We start from the raw sequence: 19,322 nt of genomic DNA on the forward strand, positions 1-19,322 counted from the left end.
ATGGCACAAGTACAATTTTCAGTTTATCGTTATAATCCAGATGTTGACAACGCTCCTCGTATGCAAGAATACACCTTGCAAACAGAGGAAGGTCACGACATGATGGTGTTGGATGCACTTATTCTTTTAAAAGAACAAGATCCTACATTATCTTTCCGTCGTTCATGCCGTGAAGGTGTGTGTGGATCTGATGGTGTTAACATGAATGGTAAAAATGGTTTAGCATGTATTACTCCTTTATCTACGCTACAAAAAAATGGCAAAGGTAAAATCGTAGTACGTCCATTACCAGGTTTACCTGTGGTTCGTGACCTTGTTATTGACATGAGTCAGTTCTACACTCAGTACGAAAAAGTTAAACCTTATTTAATTAATGATCAGCCTGCAGCAGGCGAACGTCTTCAAACTATTGAAGAACGTGATAAATTAGATGGGCTTTATGAGTGTATTTTGTGTGCATGTTGTTCAACATCGTGTCCTTCGTTCTGGTGGAATCCAGACAAGTTCATTGGTCCAGCAGGCCTTCTTCATGCTTATCGTTTCTTGGCTGATAGCCGAGATACAGCAACTGAAGAACGTTTAGCGGATTTAGACGATGCGTTCAGTGTGTTCCGTTGTCACAGTATCATGAACTGTGTTAGCGTTTGTCCTAAGGGTCTTAATCCGACCAAAGCAATTGGACAAATCAAATCTATGTTACTAAACCGAGCGGTTTGATAGCTTAGTAAAGGTAAGATGGCTAATATTAAATTATATTAGCCATCTTGTTATAATAACTATTAATTTCTGCGCTAAAAAAAAGGGCTTATAAATGCACGAAGGTGTGATGAAGGCATGGCTAGAATCTTCACATTTAAACGGCGGCAACGTTGCTTATGTAGAAGAGCTTTATGAAGCGTATTTAGACGATGCGACTTCTGTGCCAGACGAATGGCGAGAAGTGTTTGAACAATTACCTAAAGTTGATGGTGTGGATGTTGAAGTAAAACATTCAGAGGTTCGAGCACAGTTTGCACAGCTTGCAAAAAACAAGCATAGAGAAGTAGTGGTAGCAGAGGGTAGTGGCGGTGACCTTAAACAGGTTAAAGTTCTACAACTTATTAATGCTTTCCGTTTTCGTGGGCACCAAAATGCAAACCTAGATCCATTAGGTATTTGGCAACGAGAGCGCGTACGAGATTTAGAGCTAGAGTACCACGACCTATCTTCAAGTGATTTTGACCGCGAGTTTAACGTAGGATCGTTTGCCGTAGGGCGCGATACTATGCCTTTAGGTGAACTATACCAAGCACTAAAAACTACATATTGTGGTTCAATTGGCGCTGAGTATATGCACATCACATCAACAGAGGAAAAACGTTGGTTACAACAACGTCTAGAATCTGTCCAGTCTAGGCCTAAATTCTCAAAAGATGAAAAGCTACGTATCCTTAAAGGGCTTACTGCAGCAGATGGTCTAGAAAAATATTTAGGGTCTAAGTTCCCTGGTGCTAAGCGCTTTTCACTTGAAGGTGGCGATGCGTTAGTTCCAATGCTTAAAGAGCTTATTCACCGCGCTGGTGAAAGCGGCCAACAAGAAGCTGTTATTGGTATGGCTCACCGTGGTCGTTTAAACGTTTTAGTTAATGTACTTGGTAAAAATCCATCAGAATTATTTGATGAATTTGCTGGTATACATAAAGAAACGTTAGGTTCTGGTGATGTTAAATATCACATGGGTTATTCGTCTGACTTTGCTACCAAAGGTGGCAATGTACACATGGCGCTTGCGTTTAATCCATCTCACCTAGAAATCGTAAACCCTGTTGTAATGGGCTCTGTACGTGGTCGTCTCGACCGTTTAGGTGATAAATCAGGCATTAAAGCACTACCTATTACCATCCATGGTGATTCTGCTATTGCTGGACAAGGTGTTGTTCAAGAAACGTTTAACATGTCACAAACTAATGCGTTTAGTTGTGGTGGTAGTATTCGTATTGTTGTCAACAACCAAGTAGGTTTTACAACCTCTAAGCAAGATGACGTTCGCTCAACGCCATACTGTACTGACATTGCTAAAATGGTTCAGTCTCCAATATTCCATGTTAATTCTGATGATCCTGAAGCCGTTGCATTTGTTACTCAACTTGCTCTTGATTTTAGAAATCAGTTTAAGCGTGACGTAGTAATTGATTTAGTTTGTTACCGTCGCCATGGTCACAATGAAGCTGATGAGCCTAATGCAACTCAGCCTGTCATGTACCAAAAAATTAAAAAGCATCCAGTGCCGCGTTTAATCTATGCAGACCAACTTATTGCTGAAGGCTCTTTTTCTGAACAAGAAGTTAAAGCCTTAGCTGATGAGTACCGTGATGCACTAGATGAAGGCAGCTGTGTTGTTTCAGAAATACAGCCAGAGACGTCGCATTCTTCTGAGTGGGCCAAATATATTGGTCATGAATGGAATGTTGACTACGATGCTAGCGTATCTGTAGAGAAGCTAAAAGCTCTTGGTGAGAAAGTAGCTTCTTACCCAGAACAACATAAAGCTCAATCTCGCGTTAAAAAGATTTATGACGATCGTAAGCTAATGGCCACAGGTGAAAAACCACTTGATTGGGGTATGGCAGAGACACTTGCCTATGCAACAATTGCGTCTGAAGGTACTGACATTCGTTTAACAGGACAAGACACAGGTCGAGGAACATTCTTTCATCGTCATGCTGTTGTTCATGGTCAATCCGATGGTACAACTTACACTCCTTTAGAGCATTTAAGTGAAGATCAAGGCACATTTGAAGTCTTTGATTCTGTTTTGTCTGAGGAAGCTGTCGTTGCGTTCGAATATGGGTATGCTACCGCTGAACCTAAGTCTCTCGTAATATGGGAAGCGCAATTTGGTGACTTCGCCAATGGTGCACAAGTTGTATTTGACCAGTTCTTAAGTTCTGGTGAGCAAAAGTGGGGCCGTTTATGTGGGCTTACAATTTTGTTACCTCATGGCTACGAAGGTCAAGGGCCAGAGCATAGTTCAGCGCGCTTAGAGCGTTTCTTGCAACTATGTGCTGATCACAACATGCAAGTATGTGTTCCTTCAACGCCGGCGCAAGTTTACGCTATGCTTCGTCGTCAATCAGTTCGACCACTTCGTCGTCCTCTGATTGTTATGACGCCTAAGTCGCTACTTCGTCACCCGCTTGCAACTTCATCACTTGAAGAGCTTTCACACGGTGTTTACCATAATATGATCGACGAAGTTGATGATATTAACCCTGAGAAAGTAGAGCGCGTTGTATTTTGTAGCGGTAAAGTTTACTACGAGTTACTACAAGAGCGTCGTAAGCTTGAGCAAGATAATATTGCAATTGTACGTGTTGAACAGTTATACCCGTTCCCACACGATGAAATGCAAACAATTATAGAGCGCTACCAACACGTAACTGATTTTGTATGGTGTCAAGAAGAGCCACAAAACCAAGGTGCATGGTACTGTTCACAACATCACTTTATTGATGCAATCCCACAAGGTGCTAAATTAAAATATGCAGGACGTAAAGCGTCTGCATCACCAGCGTGTGGTTACATGTCAGTACATACTAAAGAACAACAAGCGCTCGTTGCCGACGCGCTTACTATAGAAAATAAAGGATAAGCAATGAGCACAGAAATTAAAGTTCCTGTTCTTCCTGAGTCGGTTGCAGATGCTACCGTTGCTACATGGCATGTAAGTGTTGGCGACAAAGTAACTCGCGATCAAAACTTAGTAGACATTGAAACAGATAAAGTGGTTTTAGAAGTTGTTGCACAGCATGACGGTGTAATAACAGAAATATCACAAGAAGAAGGTGCAACCGTACTTGGCGACCAAGTTATGGGTTTACTTGGTGATGCTGATGCAGCGCCAGCAAGTGAAGGTTCAACTAAAGAAGAATCAGCACCAGCTAAATCAGAAGACGCGCCAGTGGCGCAATCAGCACCAGCATCAGAAGGTAAAGAAGTGGATATTAAAGTACCTGTACTTCCAGAATCAGTTGCAGACGCAACAATTGCTACATGGCATGTACAACCAGGTGACGCGGTAACACGCGACCAAAACTTGGTAGATATTGAAACAGATAAAGTTGTTCTTGAAGTAGTAGCTCAAGAAGATGGCATCATGGGTGATATCATTCACGGCGAAGGCGATACTGTACTAGGCGAGCAAGTAATTGGTTCGGTTAAAGCAGGCGGTGCACCAGCGGCTCCAGCTGCAAAAGCAGACGCAGCGCCAGCAGCAGATTCAAGCGAAAGTTCAGATGTGTTAACACCATCAGTTCGTCGTTTAATTGCTGAGAAAGGCCTAGACGCTTCTAAAATTAAAGGCACGGGTAAAAATGGTCGTGTAACTAAAGAAGACGTTGATACTTTCTTAAAAGCACCAGCGCCAGCGGCTAAAAAAGCAGAAGCTTCTGCTCCTGCAGCACCAATGGGCGATCGTACTCAAAAACGTGTACCTATGACTCGTTTACGTAAAACGATTGCGACACGCCTTCTTGAAGCTAAAAACTCAACTGCAATGTTAACTACATTCAACGAAGTGAACATGGGACCAATCATGAGCCTTCGTAAGCAGTACCAAGAAACGTTTGAAAAGCGTCACGGAATTCGTTTAGGTTTCATGTCTTTCTATGTGAAAGCGGTAACTGAAGCTCTTAAGCGTTTCCCAGATGTAAATGCATCAATTGATGGTGACGATATTGTTTACCATAACTATTTCGATATCAGCATTGCAGTATCTACTCCACGTGGCTTAGTTACTCCAGTACTTAAAGATTGTGACAAACTATCTGTTGCTGAAATCGAAAAAGGTATTCGTGAGCTAGCACTTAAAGGTCGTGATGGTAAGCTTACGCTTGCTGATATGACGGGTGGTAATTTCACTATTACTAATGGTGGCGTATTTGGTTCATTGCTATCTACACCTATCATTAACTTGCCACAGTCTTCAATCTTGGGTATGCATAAAATCCAAGACCGTCCGATGGCTGTAAATGGTAAAGTTGAAATACTACCTATGATGTATTTAGCACTTTCTTATGACCACCGTATCATTGATGGTAAAGAATCTGTTGGTTTCTTAGTAACTATTAAAGAGTTACTTGAAGATCCAACTCGCTTATTGCTAGATGTTTAATCTAGTTGTATGAAATGTAAGCTGTGAATGAACATTCACAGCTTTTTTTTTGCGCCTTTGGTCGTACTGGGGTTTTCATGTTAAGCCTTGGGATCTATACTAGGTGCGCAATTTGGGATAGTTGTTTATTTGAAAAAATATTCAGCTCTTTTAGTATAAAAAATTGGATAAAGCATCATGAATTTGCATGAGTATCAGGCAAAACAACTTTTTGCCGAATATGGTTTACCCGTTTCTACAGGTTACGCTTGCGATACACCTGAAGAAGCTGCTGCAGCTGCTGAAAAAATTGGCGGCGATATGTGGGTTGTTAAAACTCAGGTTCACGCAGGTGGACGTGGTAAAGCTGGCGGTGTAAAGCTAGTTAAAACTATCGAAGAAGTAAAAGCGTTTGCAGCTAACTGGTTAGGTAAAAACCTAGTTACTTACCAAACAGACGAGAAAGGCCAGCCAGTAGCTAAAATTTTAGTAGAAAGCTGTACTGACATTGCTAACGAATTGTACCTAGGTGCAGTAGTTGACCGTGCATCTCGTAAAGTAGTTTTCATGGCGTCTACTGAAGGCGGCGTTGAAATTGAAACTGTTGCTGAAGAAACACCAGAGCTTATCCACAAAGCAGAGATCGACCCGTTAGTAGGTCCTCAAGCTTACCAAGCACGTGAACTAGGTTTCAAATTGGGTCTTAACCCAGTACAAATGAAACAGTTTGTTAAGATCTTTATGGGTCTTGGTAAAATGTTCACTGATTTTGATTTCGCATTACTTGAAATCAACCCGTTAGTAATTACAGACGAAGGCAACCTTCACTGTCTTGACGGCAAAATCGGTATTGATGGTAATGCACTTTACCGTCAACCTAAAATCCGTGAATTCCACGATCCATCTCAAGAAGATGCTCGTGAAGCACACGCAGCAAGCTTCGAGCTTAACTACGTTGCTCTAGACGGTAATGTTGGTTGTATGGTTAACGGTGCAGGCCTAGCAATGGGTACTATGGACATCGTAAACCTACACGGCGGCAAGCCGGCTAACTTCTTGGATGTTGGTGGCGGTGCTACTAAAGAACGTGTTTCTGAAGCATTCAAAATCATTCTTTCTGACGACAATGTTAAAGCTGTTTTAGTAAACATCTTTGGCGGCATCGTTCGTTGTGACATGATTGCTGAAGGCATCATTGGCGCAGTTAAAGAAGTTGGCGTAACCGTACCAGTAGTTGTACGTTTAGAAGGTACTAATGCTGAATTAGGTCGTGAAGTTCTTAAGAACTCTGGTCTAGATATCATTGCTGCTGAATCACTAACAGACGCTGCTGAAAAAGTTGTTGCTGCTGCGGAGGGCAAATAATGTCTGTATTAATCAATAAAGATACAAAAGTTATCTGTCAAGGTTTCACTGGTGGCCAAGGTACCTTCCACTCAGAGCAAGCGCTTGAGTACGGTACACAAATGGTTGGTGGTGTTAGCCCAGGTAAAGGCGGTCAAACGCACCTTGGTCTTCCTGTATTCAACACAGTTCGTGATGCTGTAAAAGAAACTGGCGCAACTGCTTCAGTTATCTACGTACCAGCTCCTTTCTGTAAAGATGCAATCTTAGAAGCTATCGATGCTGGCATCGAGCTAATAGTTTGTATTACTGAAGGTATCCCTACACTTGATATGGTTGATGTTAAAATCAAACTAGATCAAACAGGTACTCGTATGATCGGTCCTAACTGCCCAGGTGTTATTACTCCTGGTCAAACTAAGATTGGTATCATGCCTGGTCATATCCACAAACCTGGTAAAGTAGGTATTGTTTCTCGCTCTGGTACTTTAACGTACGAAGCAGTTAAGCAAACTACTGATGCTGGTTTTGGTCAGTCTACGTGTGTTGGTATTGGTGGTGATCCAATTCCAGGTACTAACTTTATCGACGTTCTAGAAATGTTCGAAAAAGATCCACAAACTGAAGCAATCGTAATGATTGGTGAAATTGGTGGTACTGCAGAAGAAGAAGCTGCAGAGTACATCAAAGCTCACGTAACTAAACCTGTAGTATCTTACATTGCTGGTGTTACTGCACCAGAAGGTAAGCGTATGGGTCACGCTGGCGCAATCATTGCCGGCGGTAAAGGTACTGCTGATGAGAAATTTGCTGCATTAGAAGCTGCGGGCGTAAAAACTGTACGTTCACTTGCTGATATCGGTAAAGCACTTAAAGAGAAAACAGGCTGGTAATCGCTTGTTTTTCTTTGAAAAGGCCCGCATATGCGGGCCTTTTTGTTATTAGATGAAAATTTAGAACGGGTAACTAATATGCTGGAAAAAACGTACAGATAAGTCTTGGCGTTGTTTATTTATAGCCAGCTCATTACACAGAGTATGGATTGTTTTTTCTACTAGGTTCATAAATCGACCGTAGCCCATTTCATGTTTATCCTGCTGCGTTGCGACCACTACAAAATGCAGCGTTTCTACTAATTTACTTGCTTCATAAAAGTGCTTAATTTGATTTTCATTAGATTCAATATCAAAACTTAACTTTTGAAGTTCATCATTGCCTTCACTTTTATCTATTTTACTGTTTCGTATAATAGGCGTTGCACCGTTAGCAACCATAGCGCCATGGTTTAAGTTATTATTTTGACACGCACGTATAAATGCATAAGCAAAGTAGTCATAAAATTTAGCATAATCGTTTGTGTTCATTAGTGTTTGAAACTGCGTTTTAATAGCGCGCGAAACCGGTATAGTAAAAGTGGCGTAAGTCATCTCTGCATAATCATTGGGTATGCTGCATTGTCTTGATTGGTAGCGAGGGTAGAGACTTCTTAATTTGTAACCATAGCTTTCCTTGTTGCCTTTTTCTTTAGCAAATAGGTCATACGTTAAGTGTTGATGGTCGCGTAGTTTAAACTGGGGCTGATTTATTAAGAGTTGTCCTTGTAAAGTGTCTAACACTTTTTGGACTTTATTATGAAATTCTGCAGAGTTGGCTCGTAAATCATCGCCTGTTGCTAAAAATAGAATGCGTATTTTTTTACTTGGTGTACCTTCAGTGTAATAAATCTTATGCGCTTCGTGATAACGGGGGTTATAGAAAAACAACATTTGTTTATCTGTTTCTAATTGATAAGACTCATCATTAAATCTTACAACGGGTAGTTTATCATTCGCTAATAAGTGCACATTATAAAGCTCATACTCATCACAAGAAGCAAACAGCTGGCGTGCTATACGTTCATAGCAGCAATTTATATCACTAAAGCTTTTATAAAAATCGTGATTAGGGGTTATTTCAGCTAAAAGGTAGTGGTTAGCGCGTGCATTAGTTGGAATATATACACGATGTTGATTAAGTGTCGCCATCTTTAAATCCTTATAATGTAGGTTATTTACCTACTATAAACTGTTTAGATGACTTAAATATTGCGTTAAAACAAATTTTATTCATAAACAATGGTTCAGCTGAATTAAAGTTAAGCAATATCAAAAATAAACCTTAATCTAGTGCTGTATGTTAGTGTATGTTTTTGTAATAATGCATTAGATTTGTTATTACGTAATATTTAGAGGACTGCACTCCTATGGCGGAAATTGAGAATCGCCCAAGTAACTTTATTAGAACCCGAATTGATGAAGACTTAGCAAGTAAAAAGCATGCAACAACGCATACACGTTTTCCACCTGAACCAAATGGCTTTTTGCATATTGGTCATGCCAAATCAATTTGTTTAAATTTTGGCATCGCAAAAGATTATAACGGTTTATGTAACTTACGTTTTGACGATACAAACCCAGAAAAAGAAGACATTAACTACGTTAATTCTATAAAAGAAGACGTACAGTGGTTAGGTTTTAACTGGGATGGCGATATAAAGTATTCTTCTAACTATTTTGATACTTTATATGGTTACGCTGTTGAGCTTATAAATAAAGGCTTAGCGTACGTTTGTTTTTTAACAGCAGACGAAGCACGCCAATACCGTGGTACATTGAAAGAGCCAGGTAAAAATAGCCCGTACAGAGATACATCAGTTGAAGAAAACCTAGCGTTATTTGAAAAAATGCGTGCTGGCGAATTCAAAGAAGGCGAATGTGTCCTGCGTGCTAAAATTGATATGGCTAGCTCATTTATGGTGCTTCGCGATCCAATTATTTATCGCGTACGTTTTGCTCATCATCATCAAACAGCAGACAAGTGGTGCATTTACCCAATGTATGACTTTACGCACTGTATTTCTGATGCACTCGAAGGTATTACACATTCATTATGCACACTCGAGTTTCAAGATAACCGTCGTTTGTACGACTGGGTACTTGATAACATTAGTTTAGAGTGTCACCCACAGCAAATTGAGTTTTCACGTTTAAATCTTGAATACACAATTATGTCTAAGCGTAAGCTAAGCGATTTAGTGGTAAATAACCATGTAGAAGGGTGGGATGACCCACGCATGCCTACAATTGCAGGCCTACGTCGCCGTGGTTATACACCAGGTTCAATCCGTGAGTTTTGTTTGCGTATTGGTGTAACAAAACAAGAGAATATGGTTGAAATGGGTATGCTTGAAGCATGTATCCGTGAAGATCTAAACGAAAATGCACCACGTGCAATGGCCGTACTCGATCCTGTTAAAGTTGTTATTGAAAACTACGATGCAGACAAGGTTGAGGTTTTATCTGTGGCTAACCACCCAAATAAAGAAGAAATGGGTCGTCGTGATGTACCATTTACTCGTGAAATCTATATTGAACGAGAAGACTTTAAAGAAGAAGCGAATAACAAGTTTAAACGTTTAGTGCTTGATAAAGAAGTACGCTTACGTGGTGCTTATGTTATTAAAGCACAGCGTGTTGAAAAAGACGAAAATGGTGAAATTACAACTATCTTCTGTACTTACGATACTGAAACACTTGGTAAAAATCCAAGTGATGGACGTAAAGTAAAAGGTGTTATTCACTGGGTTTCAGCACCAGAGTCTATTACGGCAGAAGTTCGTTTATACGATCGTTTGTTTAGTGTTCCAAACCCAGCAGCCGCTGATGAGTTTGAAACAACATTAAATCCAGAGTCACTGGTTGTTTTATCAAACGCTAAATTAGAGCCATCGCTTGCTAATTCACAAGCAGAGCAGGGCTTTCAGTTTGAGCGTACGGGTTATTTCTCTCGTGATTCTAAATCAGAGAACGTTGTATTTAACCAAACAGTGGGTCTTCGTGATTCTTGGTCTAAAACCCAATAAGTAATATCTAAAAAACCTGAACTCTGGATAATAAATCTATCTCGAGCAGCTATTTTCAGCGCTAACTGCGTTGAATTTACTTGCAATAGGCCAGCTATAGACGCGTGAATTCGCCTTGTTTTCACTTAAAATCTCTGGCTAGAGAAAATAAATTTAAATATCACCATGATTCAATACGTTGGTAAATCTCTTAACCAGAGTTCAGGTTTAATATTCCCAGTATTTACTGGGTATATTCATTACAAGCGTATTTTAGACACAAAAAAACCTGCACTTAGCAGGTTTTTTATTGCTTTTTAAAAGCGGTATTAGCTGTTAGCGTCGCTAAATTCTTTACACGCTGCTTTATCGTTACACTCACCGTATAAATATAAAGAATGGTTTGTAAGTGTAATACCATTTTCTTCAGAAATTTCAAGTTGACGACGTTCAATCATTTCATCTTCAAACTCTACCACTTTGCCACACTTCAAACATACTAAATGATCGTGGTGTGTGCTTCCTGAAAGTTCAAATACTGATTTGCCACCTTCAAAGTGATGACGGCTTACAATACCCGCATCATCAAATTGGTTAAGTACGCGATATACAGTTGCAAGACCAATTTCTTCACCTAGATCCAAAAGAATTTTGTAAACATCTTCAGCACTGATGTGTTGGTTATCTGGAGATTGTAAAATCTCTAATATTTTAATACGCGGTAAAGTTACTTTTAAACCGGCTTTTTTAAGTTCCAAGTTATGATCAGTCATTAAATCTGTCTCAATTTTATTTGGTTATACTAGACATCTTGCAAAGATGTACACGACACATTAGCAACAAACAGGATAACGTGCCTAAGCGTTAAGTGCAAAGAACAATTGATTTATATTGCCACTAAAGCTTAAAACGCTAACTGTTTGATAATTATTTAAACAGCTAGCGATATGTGCAGTAAATTAGTCAGCTAATTCACTTAAACACATTTCTTCATATACTTGAGCAGACCATGCTTTAACACGTTGTTCTGTAAGCTCTGGTTGACGGTCTTCGTCGATACCCAAACCTACAAAATGCTTATCATCAGCCATGCCTTTAGATGCTTCAAAGTCATAGCTTTCGCTCGGCCAATGACCAACAACAATAGCGCCACGTTCAGTAACGATATCGTTGATCATGCCCATCGCATCTAAAAAGTACTCAGCGTAATCTTCTTGGTCTCCACAACCAAAAATAGCAACAAGTTTACCTTCAAAGTCTACTTCTTCAAGTTCTGGAAAAAAGTCATCCCAGTCACATTGTGCTTCGCCGTAGTACCAAGTAGGGATACCGAATAAGATCAAATCAAATTCAGCAATCTCTTCTTTAGAGCTTTTTGCAATATCATGAACAGCCACTAGCTTCTTACCCAATTCTTTTTGGATCATTTTTGCTACGTGTTCTGTGTTACCTGTGTCACTTCCGAAAAAAATGCCTACACTTGCCATGGATTTAAAACCTTTTATGTATCAATAGCCAATCTTTCTTGTAAAATCGTTTCAATCAGCGCACTGCGGCTAATATTTTGTGCATCTGCCATATCACTCAATGCTTGATATAACTGCGATGAAACTTTAAATTCAACACGCTTTAAGCCACGTGCTTTATCTCTTTTTATTTGATTACGTTTATTTACCTTTAACTGCATATCCCGTGAAAGGGGATTGGTTTTAGGTCTGCCTGGGCGTTTTTCGTATTCAAATAAATCGAGTGTAGTTCTATCTGTTTCTGACTTCGCCATGCTTAACCTACACCTGCGCCTTGCCAAAATACTTGAATAAGACCTTTAGCAATAAAGCCTGAACAACCTAAAAAGAGCACACCCCAGACAATGTATTGTCCGAACTTAGGCACATTGCCACTTTTTAGTACGTCTTTAATTGCCATGCCGATGAATATGAAAATACCGGCTAAGCCAAAATACAACCCTAGGGTATCAAATTCGTTAATTAACTGACTGACCATCAACGTATAACCTTTAAATTAAACGGCGCGTACTATAGCATATAATTATTCATATATTTAGTGCGCAAAATCAAAAACACGCGATTAAAATTGCTTTAAACCGCAGTTAAAAAGTCGTTTATCGCTTTATTTACGGCAAGTGGCTTTTGAGCATGAAGCCAATGGCCTGCGCCATGAATTATTTTAGCCTTGGTATTTTTAAAGCGAGCTTTAATTGCAGTACGATGCTCGGGCAAAATATAGTCAGAATCATTACCTTTAATGAAAAGAGTATCGCATAAACAAGAATTGTTTTCATTAACATTGGATGTGATTGTAGAATATTTTTCGTCAAGCACATTTAAATTAAATCGCCATGCAAAATGACCTTCCTCATTTTTAGCGAGGCTTTTAAGTAGAAACTGTCGAACTCCCAGTTCTTTTATGTAAGGCTGCATAATTGCATCAGCTTGTTTTCTATCGTCAATTGATTGTGCTGAAACCGCTTTTAATGCCTGTAATATTTTTGTGTGCCGAGCAGGGTAACTAACAGGTGCTATATCAAGTACAACAAGCTTATTTACAAGTTCAGGATGTGTAAGCGCTAATTCCATTGCCACTTTACCACCCATAGAGTGCCCAACTAAATGTGCTTTATCTATGTTCAAATGTGCTAATAACTCAATAATATCTTGTGCCATTGCCGGGTAGTTCATTTCATCACTATGAGGAGAAAGCCCGTGGTTACGTAAATCGACGTTAATAACAGTAAAGTGTTCACTTAATGGTTTTGCTATTACATTTAGGTTTTCTAATGATCCAAAAAGCCCATGTATCAAAATAACATTAGGACCTTGCCCTTGTTGCTTGTAATTTAACTGCATACCCGCCTCCTGAAAATTTCGCCATAGTTTGCCGAGCATTGCTCTAAAAAGCAAAAAATACAGCGACTATTTATTAAATTGGGCTTTTGTTTGTTAAATCAACAACAATGAGGTAAATATTAATATGTTTACGGGAGTGCTTGTTGTAACTCGCATTTCTGATTGGTTTGGGTATAATCACACGGGAGAAAAAAATGTGACCCGTAATGACAGGAAGAACATGAAACAAATCGACATAGACGACGAGTTATATCAATATATTGCTAGCAATACGCAAAGTATTGGTGAAAGTGCATCCACTATTTTACGTCGTTTATTAAATCTGAGCGGCGAAAAAATTCAAACCGCAAACGTAGAACTAACTCAAAATAATCAAACTGCGACTACGTCTACCGCCACATTAAAAAGCTCAGAGCCATCTGCTGCTGAGACTTCAAAAAAACAAACGCCTGTAGCTCACGCACCCGTGAAGCAAAAAAGCGATAATGTTTTTAATGTATTAAATAAAGAAGAGCTGGCAATGCAAAAAGGTGTTGTTGGACGCTTTTTGTTTATTTTAAGTGCATTTTACCGCACACATAAAACTGATTTTTCTGCGGTATTAGACATAAAAGGGCGTGACCGTGTTTACTTTGCTACTAGTAAAGAAGCTTTAGTAAATAGCGGTAGTAGTATGAATCCTAAAAACATAACCGATAGTGAATATTGGGTTATGACTAATTCTAATACAACGCGTAAAAAAATGATGCTTCATGAAGTTGCTCTTTGCCTTGGATATAGTGCAGAGCAAGCTGAAAAAATTCGCGATTACCTGTAAGGAAATATAATGGCTATTCACTCAGGCGCAGGCAAAACTGCTCCACAATCGGCGCTTATTAACGTACCTAAATTAGTATCTGCGTATTACTTAAATGAACCTGATCTTGAACAAAATCCAGAGCATTGTGTTGCCTTTGGTACCTCAGGCCACCGTGGTTGTTCTTACGATGTTAAATTTAACGAGTCACACATTTTAGCGATTACTCAGGCTATTTGTGATTACAGAAAACAAAATGACATATTTGGTCCGTTATTTTTAGGCAAAGACACACACGCATTGAGTGAAGCCGCATTTAACTCGGCTATTGAAGTATTAGTTGCTAACGAAGTGCAAGTGATAACGCAAGAAGACGGCGATTTTACACCAACGCCAGTTATCAGCCATGCCATAGTTAGCCACAATAAGCTACACCCAAATGAATTAGCAGACGGGATTGTTGTTACGCCTTCGCATAACCCTCCTGAAGATGGTGGCTTTAAATACAACCCACCTAATGGCGGACCAGCAGATACCGACGTCACTAAATGGATTGAAGACAGAGCTAATCAACTTTTATTAGAAGATTTAGTTGAAGTTGAGTTATTCCCATTCGCTAAAGCATCGCGTTCTGGCTTTATCCGCTACGAAGATTTAATGACTCCTTATATTGATGACTTAGCAAATATCGTTAATTTAAAAGCAATTAGCGATGCAGGTATCAAAATTGGTATCGATCCACTAGGTGGTTCAGGTATTAATTTTTGGCCAGTCATTGCAAAAAAATATAATTTAGATTTAACCGTAGTTAATGATGTTGTTGATCCACGTTTTGCTTTTATGCCACTTGATAAAGACGGCAAAATTCGTATGGATTGTTCATCACCTTATTCAATGGCAAATCTTATTGCACTAAAAGATGATTTTGATGTGTCTATTGGTAACGATCCTGACTACGATCGTCACGGTATTGTAACGCCAGATGGTTTAATGAATCCAAACCACTTTTTAGCAGTGGCAATCGATTACTTACTTAAACACCGTGATTGGAATGAAACCGTAGAAATTGGTAAAACATTGGTTTCTAGCTCTATGATCGACAAAGTAGCTGCTCGTAACAACCGTAAGGTTAAAGAAGTACCAGTAGGCTTTAAATGGTTTGTTGAAGGCTTAAGCAAAGGCAAGCTTGCCTTTGGTGGCGAAGAAAGCGCAGGTGCTGCATTCTTACGTTTTGATGGCTCTGTATGGTGTACAGATAAAGACGGCTTCATTATGGGTCTACTCGCTGCAGAAATACTTGCTGTAACAGGTAAAACGCCATCAGCGCTTTATAAAGAATTAGAACAAGAGTTTGGTTCTCCAATTTATAAACGCCTAGATGCACCAGCCACAAGCGGTCAAAAATCACGTTTAAAAGCATTGAGTGCTTCTGATGTTAAAGCAGATACACTTGCTGGCGAGCCTATTTTGCAAAAATTGACTCATGCACCCGGTAACGATGCCGCCATTGGTGGTTTAAAAGTGGTCACTGAGAATGGCTGGTTTGCAGCGCGTCCATCAGGTACTGAAGATATTTATAAAATATACCTTGAATCATTTAAAGGTGAAGAGCATTTAGCGTTACTTGAAAAAGAAGCTAAAAAGCTTGTAGATTCAGTTATAAGCTAACTTAATCTAATAATTTTAAAACGGCTGATTTATTCAGCCGTTTTCGTTTCTATACCTTGTGTATTTATAAAAATATATGCATAAGAGTCTACTCTCACATTATTTTTAAAGGGCTTATTATATGTCAGCCAATCCATCTTACTTAAATGAATTAAAACAAACAGGCGATTTTTTAACGCTTAGTCGTGACAACGAATGGCATTTAGATGCAGGTGAGTTTGTTTTAGATAATGGGACTCGTGTAAATATACACGATACCGGAGTCATTGAGTTTCAACCTGCTGTTATAACGTCAAAAGATGTAGTTTATTCAAGCGCTGTACACGGTAACGAAACTGCGCCAATTGAAATTTGTGATGCACTTATTAAACAAATTATAAAAGGCGAGCTGATACTTAAGCAGCGCGCTTTGTTTATTTACGGTAATCCACAATCAATTAATATTGGCCTGCGTTTTGTAGAAGAAAACTTAAATAGATTATTTAATGGTCACCATACAGTTGAAGGTGTACCAATGAATAATGAGCGAAACCGCGCTGCAAAGCTTGAGCAATACGTAAGCGATTTTTATACGCGTGGCGAGCAAGGCAGTAGCCGATGTCATTACGACTTACACACTGCAATTAGAGGCTCTAAAAACGAAAAATTTGCTGTGTATCCATTTTTACATGGTAAGCCATGGAAAAAGTCGCAGTTACAATTTTTATTGAGTTGTGGTGTAAATACCGTGCTTATGATGAAATCTCCTGCAACAACATTTAGCTATTATTCGTCATTTATACACGGTGCTGATTCTTTTACGGTAGAGCTGGGTCAAGTTAAGCCATTTGGTCAAAACGATATGGCTCGCTTTGAAAAAACAAAGCAAACCTTAACTGCATTAATTAGTCAAAATGAAGTTAAATATCCTGAATTTAATGCAAACGATTTTGAATTATTTGCTGTCCATCGCACAATTAATAGAACGCAGAACGATTTTAGCTTTCCTTTTTCTGACGATGCCGAGAACTTTACTGGCTTTGCGAAAGGTGAACTACTTGCAACCGACGGTGATACAGCGATTTACGCTGACGTTGAAGGAGAGGCTATTATTTTTCCAAATGCGAGCGTAGCATTAGGGCAAAGAGCACTCCTTACTGTTATTCCAATGGATATTGATAGCAATTTCGTCTAATTTAACTCATCAGACCACTATTAACTTAAAGTTAACTATATGATTACTATCAATTAAAGTAACCGTATCGTTAACTTGCCACTTATTTAACCAGTATTTGCTTTTGTTTCGTCCTAGATCTGTTGAATAACACTTTACGTTAACGTAAAGTGTTGGCAGCTTTAATTAAAGATAGTGCAGATGTTGCAAAGTTTAACCAGCAACAATCACCCACAATAATAATTTAAAGGGGCACTGTTTTACCGACAACAAAAGAAGGTAGGTTATGAGTAATCCAAATAACGTATCGCTGAATATTAACCACGAGCTTGAATTTATTGATGGTCAAGCGCTTAATATTCCAACCCTTAGTATTTTAACTGAGGACGGCGACATTCATCCTAGTGCAACCGCACCTGACATTTCAAAACATACCGCTATTAAGTTATATGAAACAATGCGTTTTATACGTTTGTTAGATGAACGTATGCAAGGCGCGCAGCGCCAAGGCCGTGTTAGTTTTTATATGCAATGCCTAGGCGAAGAAGCCGCAGTTACAGCCTCTGCTGCTGCACTTGATCAAGACGATATGATCATGGCTCAATATCGTGAACAGGCAGCCCTGCATTATCGTGGCTTTACGCTTGATCAATTTATGAACCAAATGTTTTCAAATGAATTGGATTTAGGCAAAGGCCGTCAAATGCCAATTCACTATGGTTCTAAAGCGCTAAACTACATGACGATTTCATCGCCATTGGGTACGCAAATACCACAGGCAACGGGTTATGCATATGGCCAAAAAATAAAGCACATCGACGCTAAAACAGGCGAGCTTGCCAGCACAATTGATAATGTGACTATTTGTTACTTTGGTGAAGGTGCTGCATCTGAAGGTGACTTTCATGCCGGTTTAAATATGGCCGCTGTTCACAGAGCGCCGGTTATATTTTTTGCACGTAATAACGGCTATGCAATATCAACCCCTGCTGATGAGCAATTTAAAGGCGATGGTATTGCCTCGCGTGGTGTGGGTTATGGCATTAAAACAATTCGTGTTGATGGCACAGATGCACTTGCTGTTTATGCGGCAACTAAAAAAGCACGCGAAATAGCCTCAACACAAGGTGAGCCTGTACTCATTGAATCGATTGCTTATCGTTTGGGTGCGCACTCTACGTCAGACGATCCAAGTGGTTATCGCTCTAAAGATGAAGAAGCTAATCATCAAACGTGCCCTATTGATAAATTTAGAAAATGGCTGGTCAAGCAAGACTGGTTAAACGAAGAAGACGATATAAAAGCAAAAGAGTCGATTCGTGAAGAAATTTTAGCAGCGCTTAAACGTGCTGAAGTTGTTGCAAAGCCCGCTTTAGAAGAACTGATATCAGACGTTTACGATACACCAATTCCATTATTGCAACGCCAGTACGAGCAACTAAAAGAACATATAAAACAGCATCCAGATGCTTACCCAGTAACCGCAGGGAGAATTAAGTAATGGCTAAAATGAACATGCTCCACGCAATTAACTCTGCTCTCGATATTACGATGAATGAACACCCTCAAGCCTGTATTTTTGGTGAAGATGTTGGTTACTTTGGTGGTGTATTTAGAGCAACATCGGGCTTGCAAGAGAAGTACGGTAAACATCGTGTTTTTAATACGCCTTTAACCGAGCAAGGTATTTTAGGTTTTGCTAATGGTTTAGCAGCTTTTGGTGCGCCTGCATTGGCAGAAATTCAATTTGCGGATTATATTTTCCCAGCGTTTGATCAAATAGTAAATGAAGCCGCTAAATTTCGTTATCGCAGTGGTAATGAATTTAATGTGGGTAACTTAACTATTCGTACACCTTATGGTGGCGGTATTGCTGGTGGTTTATACCATTCACAATCACCCGAGGCGTATTTTGCGCACACACCGGGTTTGAAAGTAGTTGTACCGCGTAACCCTTATCAAGCTAAAGGTTTATTACGTGCATCAATTAAAGATGATAACCCGGTCATATTTTTTGAGCCTAAGCGTTTATATCGTGCATCAATTGGCGAAGTGCCAGAAGAAGATTATAGTATTGAATTAGGCACGGCTGAAGTAGTGCAAGAGGGTGCCGATATTACGCTTTTAGCGTGGGGTGCTCAAATGGAGATTATTGAAGATGCAGCAAAGCAAGCAAGTGAGCAAGGTATAAGCTGTGAAGTTATTGATCTTCGTAGTATTTTACCATGGGATGTTGAAACGATTGCTAAATCGGTTACTAAAACCGGCCGTTTAATCGTGAGTCATGAAGCGCCTATAACCAATGGCTTTGGTGCAGAGATAGCCGCGACAATACAACAAGAGTGTTTCTTGCATTTAGAGTCGCCAATTTTACGTGTATGTGGTCTAGATACCCCATACCCGCTGGCACTTGAAAAAGAATACGTACCGGATGCACTAAAAGTGTTGGCTGCAATTAAACAATCAATGGATTTTTAGGGGTT

The 19,322-nt window shown here is 39.5% G+C and carries 17 protein-coding genes; 11 read left to right on the forward strand and 6 right to left on the reverse strand.

From position 1 onward, the window contains the following. The 5 genes from CXF64_RS05000 to sucD all read left to right on the forward strand — a co-directional run bounded on the left by CXF64_RS05000 (nucleotide 1) and on the right by sucD (nucleotide 7,368). Nucleotides 1-717: a succinate dehydrogenase iron-sulfur subunit gene (locus tag CXF64_RS05000; protein ID WP_007375751.1), complete on the forward strand. Its 717-nt coding sequence runs from the start codon at nucleotides 1-3 to the stop codon at nucleotides 715-717. A 94-nt stretch (nucleotides 718-811) separates the two neighbouring features. After that, nucleotides 812-3,631: a 2-oxoglutarate dehydrogenase E1 component gene (gene sucA / locus CXF64_RS05005; protein ID WP_010552673.1), complete on the forward strand. Its 2,820-nt coding sequence runs from the start codon at nucleotides 812-814 to the stop codon at nucleotides 3,629-3,631. A 3-nt stretch (nucleotides 3,632-3,634) separates the two neighbouring features. Then, entirely contained in the window at nucleotides 3,635-5,152 is a 1,518-nt protein-coding gene (gene odhB / locus CXF64_RS05010) for a 2-oxoglutarate dehydrogenase complex dihydrolipoyllysine-residue succinyltransferase (protein ID WP_007586871.1), read from the forward strand. Nucleotides 5,153-5,329: 177 nt separating this feature from the next. Continuing rightward, nucleotides 5,330-6,496, forward strand: coding sequence for an ADP-forming succinate--CoA ligase subunit beta (gene sucC / locus CXF64_RS05015; protein WP_007586870.1), 1,167 nt, complete (start codon nucleotides 5,330-5,332; stop codon nucleotides 6,494-6,496). Next, nucleotides 6,496-7,368 (forward strand): succinate--CoA ligase subunit alpha, encoded by an 873-nt coding sequence (gene sucD / locus CXF64_RS05020; RefSeq protein ID WP_010552674.1) that lies wholly within the window; start codon nucleotides 6,496-6,498, stop codon nucleotides 7,366-7,368. Before sucC ends, sucD begins: the two co-directional genes overlap by 1 nt. A 60-nt stretch (nucleotides 7,369-7,428) precedes the next feature. Here sucD and CXF64_RS05025 read toward each other — a convergent pair whose 3' ends face one another. Next, nucleotides 7,429-8,499 (reverse strand): DUF3083 family protein, encoded by a 1,071-nt coding sequence (locus CXF64_RS05025; RefSeq protein ID WP_101216488.1) that lies wholly within the window; start codon nucleotides 8,497-8,499, stop codon nucleotides 7,429-7,431. Between the two features lie 218 nt (nucleotides 8,500-8,717). Between CXF64_RS05025 and glnS the strand changes: the two genes are divergently transcribed. Further along, nucleotides 8,718-10,376: a glutamine--tRNA ligase gene (glnS, locus tag CXF64_RS05030; protein WP_010552676.1), complete on the forward strand. Its 1,659-nt coding sequence runs from the start codon at nucleotides 8,718-8,720 to the stop codon at nucleotides 10,374-10,376. A gap of 308 nt (nucleotides 10,377-10,684) precedes the next feature. Here the strand turns inward: glnS and fur are convergent, their stop codons facing one another. The 5 genes from fur to CXF64_RS05060 form a co-directional block, all read right to left on the reverse strand. Next, nucleotides 10,685-11,128: a ferric iron uptake transcriptional regulator gene (gene fur, locus CXF64_RS05040; RefSeq protein WP_007586857.1), complete on the reverse strand. Its 444-nt coding sequence runs from the start codon at nucleotides 11,126-11,128 to the stop codon at nucleotides 10,685-10,687. A 186-nt stretch (nucleotides 11,129-11,314) separates the two neighbouring features. Beyond that, nucleotides 11,315-11,842: a flavodoxin FldA gene (fldA, locus tag CXF64_RS05045; protein WP_007586856.1), complete on the reverse strand. Its 528-nt coding sequence runs from the start codon at nucleotides 11,840-11,842 to the stop codon at nucleotides 11,315-11,317. Nucleotides 11,843-11,856: 14 nt separating this feature from the next. Further along, nucleotides 11,857-12,135, reverse strand: a complete 279-nt coding sequence (gene ybfE, locus CXF64_RS05050) for a LexA regulated protein (RefSeq protein WP_002962928.1) — start codon at nucleotides 12,133-12,135, stop codon at nucleotides 11,857-11,859. Between the two features lie 2 nt (nucleotides 12,136-12,137). Next, complete coding sequence (locus tag CXF64_RS05055) at nucleotides 12,138-12,359, reverse strand: DUF2788 domain-containing protein (RefSeq protein ID WP_002962930.1); 222 nt, start codon at nucleotides 12,357-12,359, stop codon at nucleotides 12,138-12,140. 95 nt (nucleotides 12,360-12,454) lie between these two features. After that, nucleotides 12,455-13,222, reverse strand: coding sequence for an alpha/beta fold hydrolase (locus CXF64_RS05060; RefSeq protein ID WP_101216490.1), 768 nt, complete (start codon nucleotides 13,220-13,222; stop codon nucleotides 12,455-12,457). A 220-nt stretch (nucleotides 13,223-13,442) separates the two neighbouring features. Between CXF64_RS05060 and seqA the strand changes: the two genes are divergently transcribed. The 5 genes from seqA to CXF64_RS05085 all read left to right on the forward strand — a co-directional run bounded on the left by seqA (nucleotide 13,443) and on the right by CXF64_RS05085 (nucleotide 19,317). Further along, complete coding sequence (gene seqA, locus CXF64_RS05065) at nucleotides 13,443-14,039, forward strand: replication initiation negative regulator SeqA (RefSeq protein WP_024589204.1); 597 nt, start codon at nucleotides 13,443-13,445, stop codon at nucleotides 14,037-14,039. A gap of 9 nt (nucleotides 14,040-14,048) precedes the next feature. Further along, complete coding sequence (pgm, locus tag CXF64_RS05070; RefSeq protein WP_101216491.1) at nucleotides 14,049-15,686, forward strand: phosphoglucomutase (alpha-D-glucose-1,6-bisphosphate-dependent); 1,638 nt, start codon at nucleotides 14,049-14,051, stop codon at nucleotides 15,684-15,686. 121 nt (nucleotides 15,687-15,807) lie between these two features. Next, on the forward strand, nucleotides 15,808-16,860 hold the full coding sequence (gene astE / locus CXF64_RS05075; RefSeq protein WP_101216492.1) for a succinylglutamate desuccinylase: 1,053 nt from the start codon (nucleotides 15,808-15,810) through the stop codon (nucleotides 16,858-16,860). A gap of 265 nt (nucleotides 16,861-17,125) precedes the next feature. Then, nucleotides 17,126-18,340, forward strand: coding sequence for a thiamine pyrophosphate-dependent dehydrogenase E1 component subunit alpha (locus tag CXF64_RS05080; protein WP_101216493.1), 1,215 nt, complete (start codon nucleotides 17,126-17,128; stop codon nucleotides 18,338-18,340). Then, nucleotides 18,340-19,317, forward strand: a complete 978-nt coding sequence (locus CXF64_RS05085) for an alpha-ketoacid dehydrogenase subunit beta (RefSeq protein ID WP_101216494.1) — start codon at nucleotides 18,340-18,342, stop codon at nucleotides 19,315-19,317. The genes CXF64_RS05080 and CXF64_RS05085 overlap by 1 nt, the downstream gene beginning before the upstream one ends. The last annotated feature ends 5 nt before the right edge of the window (nucleotides 19,318-19,322 follow it).

This window comes from Pseudoalteromonas sp. GutCa3, assembly GCF_002836155.1.
Taxonomy (GTDB): domain Bacteria; phylum Pseudomonadota; class Gammaproteobacteria; order Enterobacterales; family Alteromonadaceae; genus Pseudoalteromonas; species Pseudoalteromonas arctica.

Coding starts and splice junctions, on each gene's coding strand:
- CXF64_RS05055 (WP_002962930.1), bottom strand. CDS start 12,359: ATGGTCAGTCAGTTAATTAACGAATTTGATACCCTAGGGTTGTATTTT.
- CXF64_RS05025 (WP_101216488.1), bottom strand. CDS start 8,499: ATGGCGACACTTAATCAACATCGTGTATATATTCCAACTAATGCACGC.
- sucA (WP_010552673.1), top strand. CDS start 812: ATGCACGAAGGTGTGATGAAGGCATGGCTAGAATCTTCACATTTAAAC.
- fur (WP_007586857.1), bottom strand. CDS start 11,128: ATGACTGATCATAACTTGGAACTTAAAAAAGCCGGTTTAAAAGTAACT.
- glnS (WP_010552676.1), top strand. CDS start 8,718: ATGGCGGAAATTGAGAATCGCCCAAGTAACTTTATTAGAACCCGAATT.
- astE (WP_101216492.1), top strand. CDS start 15,808: ATGTCAGCCAATCCATCTTACTTAAATGAATTAAAACAAACAGGCGAT.
- CXF64_RS05080 (WP_101216493.1), top strand. CDS start 17,126: ATGAGTAATCCAAATAACGTATCGCTGAATATTAACCACGAGCTTGAA.
- ybfE (WP_002962928.1), bottom strand. CDS start 12,135: ATGGCGAAGTCAGAAACAGATAGAACTACACTCGATTTATTTGAATAC.
- fldA (WP_007586856.1), bottom strand. CDS start 11,842: ATGGCAAGTGTAGGCATTTTTTTCGGAAGTGACACAGGTAACACAGAA.
- sucD (WP_010552674.1), top strand. CDS start 6,496: ATGTCTGTATTAATCAATAAAGATACAAAAGTTATCTGTCAAGGTTTC.
- seqA (WP_024589204.1), top strand. CDS start 13,443: ATGAAACAAATCGACATAGACGACGAGTTATATCAATATATTGCTAGC.
- CXF64_RS05085 (WP_101216494.1), top strand. CDS start 18,340: ATGGCTAAAATGAACATGCTCCACGCAATTAACTCTGCTCTCGATATT.
- CXF64_RS05060 (WP_101216490.1), bottom strand. CDS start 13,222: ATGCAGTTAAATTACAAGCAACAAGGGCAAGGTCCTAATGTTATTTTG.
- pgm (WP_101216491.1), top strand. CDS start 14,049: ATGGCTATTCACTCAGGCGCAGGCAAAACTGCTCCACAATCGGCGCTT.
- CXF64_RS05000 (WP_007375751.1), top strand. CDS start 1: ATGGCACAAGTACAATTTTCAGTTTATCGTTATAATCCAGATGTTGAC.
- odhB (WP_007586871.1), top strand. CDS start 3,635: ATGAGCACAGAAATTAAAGTTCCTGTTCTTCCTGAGTCGGTTGCAGAT.
- sucC (WP_007586870.1), top strand. CDS start 5,330: ATGAATTTGCATGAGTATCAGGCAAAACAACTTTTTGCCGAATATGGT.